Origin of the sequence: Shimia sp. (assembly GCF_041624275.1) — a bacterium.
Taxonomy (GTDB): Bacteria; Pseudomonadota; Alphaproteobacteria; order Rhodobacterales; family Rhodobacteraceae; genus Shimia.
On record NZ_JBFJVE010000133.1, the window covers coordinates 1 to 8,921 of the forward strand.

The following is an 8,921-nucleotide window of genomic DNA, read 5'->3' on the forward strand; positions in this document are numbered from 1 at the left end:
CATCGGCATCGGCATGGTGCTGCTGGCGCTGAAACCATGGTTCCCCGGTTTTGTCGGCATTCTCACCACCGTCTACCAGCGGGCCAACATGATTGCCTCGGGCAAGATGTTCGTCGCCAATACCCTGCCGACCTTCATGCTGAACATGTTCGACTGGAACCCGCTTTTCCACAGCATCGACCAGTCGCGCGGCTTTGCCTTCATCAATTACGCCCCGCGCAATACCAGCATCGAATATCCGCTCCTTTTCGGGGTGGTGTTTCTGATGCTCGGGCTGATGGGCGAGTTCTACACCCGCCGCCGCGCCTCGCTGAGCTGGAGCGCACGGCAGTAACACCCCTGCGGCCCTGCCGGCCGCTGCCGCTCAGGGTGTTTCTGGCATCTTCTCATGCCCCACCACCCGCAGGGTCAGGTTGAGACGCCCGCCCTTCGGCAGCAGCCGCGACGATCCAAAGCGGATCCGGTCGATGCCGTGATAGGCCAGCCGCGCCGCACCGCCCATCACCACCACGTCGCCCGAGCGCAGCCAGAGCGACTCGGTCCGCCCGCCGCGGCACGGGTTGCCCATGCGGAACAGCGCCTCGTCGCCCAGCGAGACCGAGACCACCGGCCAGTCGAAATCGCCTTCGTCCTTGTCCTGATGCATGCCCATGCGGGCGCCTTGGCCGTAGTAGTTCACCAGGCAGCAGTCCGGCGCGCGGCGCACACCCGACAGCTCATCCCAGATCGCCAGAACGCTCTCGGGGATCGCCGGCCAGCCCTGACCGCCGGGATGCCGCGCCTGATAGCGATAGCCGCTTCGGTCGGTGACCCAGCCGAGCCGCCCCGCCGAGGTCATGCGCACCGACATCCGGCGGCCGCCCGGCGTCACCGGAGACAGCAGCGGCGCCAGCGCCACGACCCGCCGCAGATCCGTCACCACGGCCGCCTGCCGGAGCGAATCCAGAAAGCCCGGATAGATCCGAAAACCCTTGATGTTCAGCGGCACGGCCAAGTTTCTTTCCTCGCGGATTCAGCGAAGGCGAAAAAACACCTGATTCCGTCCACCCTTGCGAAATCGAATGCTTGCAGCGCCTTTTTCGCCTCCCTATATACCCTGCGAAGCGCCTCCGACCACCGGTCGGCGGCAAACGGATCGGGGCTTGGATGCCAAAACGGGTCCACGTCTTGGAACATCGCCTTAAGTCAGAAGGGATTCAAAAACATGAGCAAGGTTATCGGTATCGACCTCGGTACGACCAACTCCTGCGTAGCCATCATGGATGGCTCGCAGCCCAAGGTCATCGAGAACTCGGAAGGGGCCCGCACGACCCCGTCGATCGTGGCGTTCACGGATGACGAACGTCTCGTCGGCCAGCCGGCGAAACGCCAGGCCGTCACCAACCCGGAAAACACCGTCTTCGGCGTCAAGCGCCTGATCGGGCGCCGGGTCAACGATCCGGCCGTCGAAAAAGACAAGAAGATGGTGCCGTTCAAGATCGTCGACGGCGGCAATGGCGACGCGTGGGTCGAAGCCCGCGGCGAGAAGTATTCGCCCTCGCAGATCTCGGCCTTTACCCTGGGCAAGATGAAGGAAACCGCCGAAAGCTATCTCGGCGAGCCGGTGACCCAGGCGGTCATCACCGTTCCCGCCTATTTCAACGACGCCCAGCGTCAGGCCACCAAGGACGCCGGCAAGATCGCCGGTCTCGAAGTGCTGCGCATCATCAACGAGCCGACCGCGGCCGCGCTGGCCTATGGCCTCGACAAGGAAGACAGCCACACCATCGCGGTCTATGACCTTGGCGGTGGTACCTTCGACGTCACCATCCTCGAGATCGACGACGGCCTGTTCGAGGTGAAGTCGACCAACGGCGACACTTTCCTCGGCGGTGAAGACTTTGACATGCGCATCGTCAACTACCTGGCCGAGCAGTTCAAAAAGGAAAACGGCGTCGACCTGTCGAAAGACAAGATGGCCCTGCAGCGTCTGAAGGAAGCCGCCGAGAAGGCCAAGATCGAGCTGTCCTCGACCTCGCAGACCGAGATCAACCAGCCGTTCATCTCGATGGGCGCCGACGGTGCGCCGCTGCACCTGGTGATGAAACTGACCCGCGCCAAGCTGGAATCGCTGGTCAGCGACCTCATCAAGGCGTCGATCAAACCCTGTCAGGCAGCGCTGAAAGACGCCGGCCTGTCGGCGAACGAGATCGACGAGGTGGTTCTGGTCGGCGGCATGACCCGCATGCCCAAGGTCATCGAGGAAGTCACCAAGTTCTTCGGCAAGGAACCGCACAAGGGCGTGAACCCGGATGAGGTTGTCGCCATGGGCGCGGCCATCCAGGCCGGCGTTCTGCAGGGCGACGTGAAGGACGTGGTGCTGCTCGACGTGACCCCGCTGAGCCTGGGCATCGAGACCCTGGGCGGCGTCTTCACCCGCCTGATCGACCGCAACACCACCATCCCGACCAAGAAGAGCCAGATCTTCTCGACCGCGGAAGACAACCAGAACGCCGTGACCATCCGCGTCTTCCAGGGCGAGCGTGAAATGGCCGCCGACAACAAGATCCTCGGCCAGTTCAACCTCGAGAACATCCCGCCGGCGCCGCGCGGCATGCCGCAGATCGAAGTGACCTTCGACATCGACGCCAACGGCATCGTGTCGGTCGGTGCCAAGGACAAGGGCACCAACAAGGAACAGAAGATCACCATCCAGGCATCGGGCGGTCTGTCGGACGAGGACATCGAAAAGATGGTCAAGGACGCCGAGGAGAACGCCGAGGCCGACAAGGAACGTCGCGAGCTGATCGAGGCCCGCAACCAGGCCGAATCGCTGATCCACTCGACCGAGAAGTCGATCGAGGAGCATGCCGACAAGGTCGACCCGACCACGGTCGAGGCGATCGAGCTGGCCATCGCGGCGCTGAAGGACGATCTCGAGAAGGACGACATCACCGCCGACAAGATCACCTCGGGTGTGCAGAACGTCACCGAAGCGGCGATGAAACTTGGCGAGGCGATCTACAAGGCCAGCCAGGAAGAGGCCGCGGACGAGCCGGAAGCCGCCGACGCGGGTCCGGGCGACGACGATATCGTCGACGCCGATTTCGAGGACCTGAACGACGACAAGCGCTGAACGCGCCATCGGCAATGACTTGGGGCCGGTCCGGTTGCCGGATCGGCCCCTAGGCATTCCGGCCAAAGGAGTAACCCATGGCAAAACGTGACTTTTACGAAGTGCTCGGCGTCAGCAAGGGGGCTTCTGCGGACGAGATCAAGAAGGCCTATCGCAAGAAGGCCAAGGAACTGCACCCCGACCGCAACAAGGACAACCCCGAGGCCGAAAACAAGTTCAAGGAAGCCAACGAGGCCTATGAGGTTCTGAAGGACGGCGACAAGAAAGCGGCCTATGACCGTTTCGGACATGCCGCCTTCGAGAACGGCATGGGCGGCGGCGGTCCGCGCGGCGGTCACCCGGGTCAGGGCGATTTCGCCAGCGCCTTCTCCGACGTGTTCGACGACCTCTTCGGCGATTTCATGGGCGGCGGCGGACGCGGCGGCGGGCGCCAGCGCGCGGCGCGCGGCTCGGACCTGCGCTACAATCTGCGGGTGTCGCTGGAAGATGCCTTTTCCGGCCTGCAGAAAACCATCAACGTGCCGACCTCGGTGCAATGCGGCGGCTGCAGCGGCTCGGGGGCCGAGGGCGGCGCCGAACCGACCACCTGCCCGACCTGTTCGGGCATGGGCAAGGTGCGGGCCCAGCAGGGCTTTTTCACCGTCGAACGCACCTGCCCGACCTGTTCCGGCCTTGGTCAGATCATCAAGAACCCCTGCAAGACCTGCGGCGGTCAGGGCCGGGTCGAAAAGGACCGCGCCCTGTCGGTCAACATTCCGGCCGGTGTCGAGACCGGCACCCGGATCCGCCTTGCCGGCGAGGGCGAAGCGGGGATGCGCGGCGGCCCGTCGGGCGATCTTTACATCTTTGTCGAGGTCGCGCCCCACAAGCTGTTCGAACGCGAGAACAACAACCTGTTCTGCCGGGTTCCGGTGTCGATGACCACCGCCGCCCTTGGCGGGGACATCGAGGTGCCGACCATCGACGGCGGCCGCAGCCGGGTGCGCATTCCGGCCGGCTCGCAATCGGGGCGGCAGATGCGCCTGCGCGGCAAGGGCATGCCGGCGCTGCGCGGCGGCGGGGTCGGTGACATGTTCATCGAGATGGCCGTCGAAACGCCGGTCAACCTGACCAGCCGCCAGAAGGAACTGCTGCGCGAGTTCGAAGACCTGTCTTCGGACAACAACCCCGAGGGCAGCAGTTTCTTCAAGTCGGTCAAGGGGTTCTGGGACTCGATGAAGGGCTGACACCGGGCTGACAGCTTTTGCAACAGGGCGCCGCATTCGGCGCCCTTTGTTTTTCAGGCCGCCTTAAGGATTTGTTCACCCTGCCACGGCAGGCTGGGGCCATGTCCGATCCGCCAGCCCTTGCCGAACGGGCGCTGCCGCTGTTCCCCGCGGACGAGGCGCCCGCCACCCCGCTGCCGCCGGGGCGGCTGCCGTCCTATATCGCCGACCATCGCAAGCGGCTGCGGGCGCGGTTTCTCGACGGCGGCGCCGAGGCGCTGCCGGACTACGAATTGCTGGAGCTGATCCTGTTCCGCGCCCTGCCGCGCCACGATGTCAAACCGCTGGCCCACCAGCTGCTCGGGGCCTTTGGCGACTTCAACCATGTGCTGTCGGCCCCGGAGCACCGCCTGGCCGAGATCCGCGGCGTCGGCGCGGCGGTGATTGCCGAACTGAAGATCGTCGAGGCCGCGGCCCACCGGCTGGCCCGCTCGCGGGTGCTGCAACGCCCGGTGCTGAGCAGCTGGGGCGCCCTGATCGCCTATTGCCACACCACCATGGCCCATCGCGAGACCGAGCGGTTCCGGGTGCTGTTCCTGGACCGCAAGAACATCCTGATCGCCGACGAGGAACAGGCGCGCGGCACCGTCGATCACGTGCCGGTCTATCCGCGCGAGGTGATCAAACGGGCGCTCGAGATCAGCGCCAGCGCGCTGATCCTGGTCCACAACCACCCCTCGGGCGATCCCACCCCCTCGGAGGCCGATATCGCCATGACCCGGCAGATCCAGGAGGCGGCAGAGGTGATGGGGATCACCCTTCACGATCACCTCATCATCGGCAAGTCGCGCGAGTTGAGCTTTCGTTCGGACGGCTATCTCTAACGCAGCCAGACCTCGACCCGGCGGTTGACCTGCCGCCCCCAGGCGCTGTCATCGCAGGCCATGGGCATCGCCTCGCCGAAGGCATCGACCTCGAGTGTCAGATGGTCGAAATTCGCGGTCTCGGCCGCGCCGACCACCGCCTTGCGCACCGTTTCCGCGCGCTTCTGGGCGATCTGGCGGTTGCTTTCCGCCGCGCCCTCGCCATCGCTGAAGCCGACGAAGACCAGCTTGCGTGCGTCATAGATCCCGGCCTCGATGGCGCGCGCCAGCTGCTGCACGTTCGAACGCGACTGGGCGTCCAGCCGGGTCGATCCCGCCTGAAAGCGGAAGCTGGTGGTCAGGCGCTTCATCGGCCCGAGACGCCGCACCATGCGTTGCAGCTCTTCCAGCGAGACATCGGGGCCGGCGACCGAGATCGCATTGGCGAAACGATCGCCCTGAAGGTTGACCGGCACCTCTTCGGGCGACTGATCGACGAAGCCGGCGCGGCGGATCACGATCTGAGCCGAGGGGCTGCGGGTATAGGCCAGAAAGGCCCGGGCGATCTTGGGCAGGCGCCGGGCCGGGAAATACAGGAACATCGGCGCGGTCAGCGGGTAGTCCTCGGTCTTGATGGTGCGCCGCGACGCGGTCAGCGAGAAACCGCAGGCCCCTTCAAGGGTCAGTTTCTGCGCGTTCCCGGTATCGGCAAAGCTGGCGATGCCGATGGCAAAGGGGTCGCGGGTCACCGCCGAAACCAGCGAGACATTGCGCTTGTGGCGGGTCATCTTCGCCGAAAACCTACGTCCGACCGGCTTCATAAGCTGGTCTTCGGCCGCCTGCGCCAGCCCCGAACCCACTGTCATCATATGCAGGGCAATCGGCGCATCCGGGCCTCCGACAGCGGCCCAATTGTCGATCTGCCCGGAAAACACCTGGGCCAGCTGCATCGGCGACAGCGCCCGCACGGGGTTGCCGGGCGAGACCACCGGCACCATCCCGTCCAGGGCCAGAACACGGCTGCGGTTGGCGTCTTTCAAATCCCCCAGCCCGGCCTCGAAGCCGCGCCGCGCCTCGGCGGGCCTGATCTCGCGCAGGGACATGGCGATATCGGCCTCGTCGGCCAGCAGGTCGGCAAAGCCTTCATCGGAATTGCTGGCCCGGAACCGGAACCGCGCCAGAACCGCACCGCTGGCGCCGTCGCTCAGCTGATAGTCGAACCGGTTGGCGTCGGCCGTGGCCCGCGACACCTTGTAGTTGTTGCGCAGGGCAAAGGCTTCGATCAGCGCCGGCATCAGCACCTCGCCCATGGTCGCGGCGCCCGAAATCGACACTTCGGCGATATAGTCGGTCAGGCTCGGGCAGGCAGGGCCCTCGCAATTGACGCCGGTGCCATCGACGGTCAGTTCGCCATAGACGGTCTGAACCCGGTAGAATTCGCCGTCAAACCCCAGCAGGGTGCCGCTGATCTCGACCGATCCGTCCTGCGAGCGCAGGGTCACATCCTGCGCCGCGGCCGGGGACAGGCCCGCCAAAAGGAAAAGTGCGGCGCAGCACGCCGCACGAAACTTGTGCATCAGATAATTCCCGCGAACACTTGTCAGTTGGCGGCGATTGTCAGGTCTTCCATCAGGTTTTTCAACACCAGAAATTCACCTGCGGCATCGCAGTCGGGCACGCTTAGCGAAACCTCGCGAACCCGCAATCCGCCGTCCTGGCGCAATTCGAAGGTCGTGGCCGACACGTCGCGGGCGCAGTTGTTGCGGCCGATCTCGGCCTCGAGGCTGATCCGCACCAGCCCGGCACCGGCCGAAGACCTGCTGGGGAAGGTATAGACCTCGGCCATCGCCGCCTCGGGGGCATCGGGGTTGCCGAGCCGGGTGAGGAAGCCGCCGCTGCCATGCGCAACCGCCGTGACGTCACGCGGCTGATCGCGCCAGACATGGCCGGCGCTGCCGTAATCGGCATCGAATTCCAGCGCGTGCAGCTGCACTCCGCTGTCGCCGGTCGTCTGCACCGCAACCCGGTCATAAAGCGACAGCGAGCTGATTTCGGTACGGGTCGCGACCCCCTCGCCATTGGCAAAGGTCACCACGAACACCGCCTGTTCGCCAAGCGCCGGGATCACCAGATCCAGCCGCCCGTTGCCGCCGACGATCTCGGTGAACTTCAGGCCGCCATGGTGGAAGGTCACGCGCTCGCCGGCCTGGCAGGGCGCCGAAAGCGAAAGCCGGACCATGGCCGCTGCCGAGGCATCGGCGATCAGCGCAGAGTCGCATTCGAGCTGGGGCGTGGTTTCCTCGCGGGGCAGCGCGCCGACGGGCAGGTCGCGCGACACCAGAAGCACGACCGGCTCGTCCGGCAGGTCCGCCCTCGGCGGCATGTCCTCTGGCGGGCTGGGCAGCAAGGCAAGGTCGTGATCACCCGGGGTCGTTGCGACAGGCGCGCCCGGCAGACGCGCCGGGGTCGCCATGGCCGATACCGGCGAGGCAACCGAACCCGGCGGGGTCTGCGCGGCATAGCCCGGTTCGCTCGATTTCATCAGAAAGCCCGCCGACACGGCGGTACAGAGCGCGGCACCGGCCACGGCAAAGCGCCGATAGGTGCGAAGTTCCTTGCGAAGCCCCAGCTTCCTGGCGAAGCCGAGGTTCCTTGCGGCGCCGATCGTCTTTCCGAGATCGGGCAGGTTTGCGAAGCTGAGCTTACTCTTGAACATGTCTGGCTCCAAAACAACGGATTGTCCCGCCTGTCTTGATGCCAAGAAAAAAGGGCGCCGTTGTGGCGCCCTTTGGGTGATTGTCTGTCCGGCCGGGTCAGGCCAGGCGGCCGTGGCAATGTTTGAATTTCTTGCCCGAACCGCAGGGGCAAGGGGCATTTCGCCCCGGATTTCCCCAGCTCGACGGATCGCTTTCATCAAAACCCGCGGTGGCATCGGCGGCGGGCGTCGCACCATCGGCGCCTGCCTGCGCGGCCATTGCCGCCTGCTCCTGCATCTGGCGCTGCTGCGCCATTTCCAGTGCCATCTGCTTCTGCTCTTCCTCGGTCATCGGCCGGATATTGGCCAGCGTCCGGGTGACGTCGACGCGCAGCCCGTCGAGCATGCTCTCGAACAGCTGGAAGGATTCGGTCTTGTATTCGTTCAGCGGATCGCGCTGCGCATAGCTGCGGAAACCGACGACCGAGCGCAGGTGCTCGAGCGTCAGGAGATGCTCGCGCCACTTGCTGTCGATGGTCTGCAGCAGCACCTGCTTTTCGATCATGCGCATCGAGTCGGCGCCAAAGCTGACCGCCTTCTGCGCCATCATCTCGTCGGCGGCCTTTTCCAGCCGCTCGGTGATCTCTTCGTCGTCGACGCCCTCTTCCTGGGCCCATTCGATGACCGGGGTGTCGATGCCCAGCTGTTCGATGACCGCCGCGTAAAGCCCCTCGGTGTCCCATTGGTCGGCATAGGTCTTGGGCGGCATGTGGTGGTCGACCAGATCCGAGATCACCTCGTGACGCATGTCGCGGGCGATGTTCGAGATATCTTCGGATTCCATGATCTCGCGGCGCTGGCCGAAGACCACCTTGCGCTGTTCGTTCATCACGTCGTCGAATTTCAGCAGCTGCTTGCGAATGTCGAAGTTGCGGCCCTCGACCTTGGCTTGGGCTTTTTCCAAGGACTTGTTGACCCAGGGGTGAACAATGGCCTCGCCTTCCTTCATGCCGAGTGTCGACAGCACCCGGTCGAGCCGCTCC

At 65.0% G+C, this 8,921-nt stretch carries 8 protein-coding genes; 4 read left to right on the plus strand and 4 right to left on the minus strand.

Translation table 11 applies throughout. From position 1 onward, the window contains the following. Positions 1–334: ABC transporter permease (locus tag ABZD10_RS10885; RefSeq protein ID WP_372886463.1), on the plus strand; the 334-nt coding region annotated here is incomplete at its 5' end. A 30-nt stretch (positions 335–364) separates the two neighbouring features. Here the strand turns inward: ABZD10_RS10885 and ABZD10_RS10890 are convergent. After that, positions 365–988, minus strand: a complete 624-nt coding sequence (locus ABZD10_RS10890; protein ID WP_372886472.1) for an alpha-ketoglutarate-dependent dioxygenase AlkB — start codon at positions 986–988, stop codon at positions 365–367. 216 nt (positions 989–1,204) lie between these two features. Between ABZD10_RS10890 and dnaK the strand changes: the two genes are divergently transcribed. The 3 genes from dnaK to radC all read left to right on the plus strand — a co-directional run bounded on the left by dnaK (position 1,205) and on the right by radC (position 5,204). Then, on the plus strand, positions 1,205–3,115 hold the full coding sequence (gene dnaK / locus ABZD10_RS10895) for a molecular chaperone DnaK (RefSeq protein WP_372886464.1): 1,911 nt from the start codon (positions 1,205–1,207) through the stop codon (positions 3,113–3,115). 77 nt (positions 3,116–3,192) lie between these two features. Next, a complete protein-coding gene (gene dnaJ, locus ABZD10_RS10900) occupies positions 3,193–4,341 on the plus strand; it encodes a molecular chaperone DnaJ (protein ID WP_372886465.1) in 1,149 nt (382 codons plus the stop codon). 101 nt (positions 4,342–4,442) lie between these two features. Beyond that, positions 4,443–5,204, plus strand: a complete 762-nt coding sequence (gene radC, locus ABZD10_RS10905) for a DNA repair protein RadC (protein WP_372886466.1) — start codon at positions 4,443–4,445, stop codon at positions 5,202–5,204. Here the strand turns inward: radC and ABZD10_RS10910 are convergent. The 3 genes from ABZD10_RS10910 to ABZD10_RS10920 form a co-directional block, all read right to left on the minus strand. Further along, positions 5,201–6,760 (minus strand): phosphate ABC transporter substrate-binding/OmpA family protein, encoded by a 1,560-nt coding sequence (locus ABZD10_RS10910; protein WP_372886467.1) that lies wholly within the window; start codon positions 6,758–6,760, stop codon positions 5,201–5,203. The genes radC and ABZD10_RS10910 overlap by 4 nt on opposite strands. Positions 6,761–6,783: 23 nt before the next feature. Continuing rightward, positions 6,784–7,899, minus strand: coding sequence for a hypothetical protein (locus tag ABZD10_RS10915; RefSeq protein WP_372886469.1), 1,116 nt, complete (start codon positions 7,897–7,899; stop codon positions 6,784–6,786). A gap of 97 nt (positions 7,900–7,996) precedes the next feature. Next, positions 7,997–8,921, minus strand: a 925-nt coding sequence (locus ABZD10_RS10920) for an SEC-C metal-binding domain-containing protein (RefSeq protein WP_372886470.1), incomplete at its 5' end; no start/stop codon positions are given.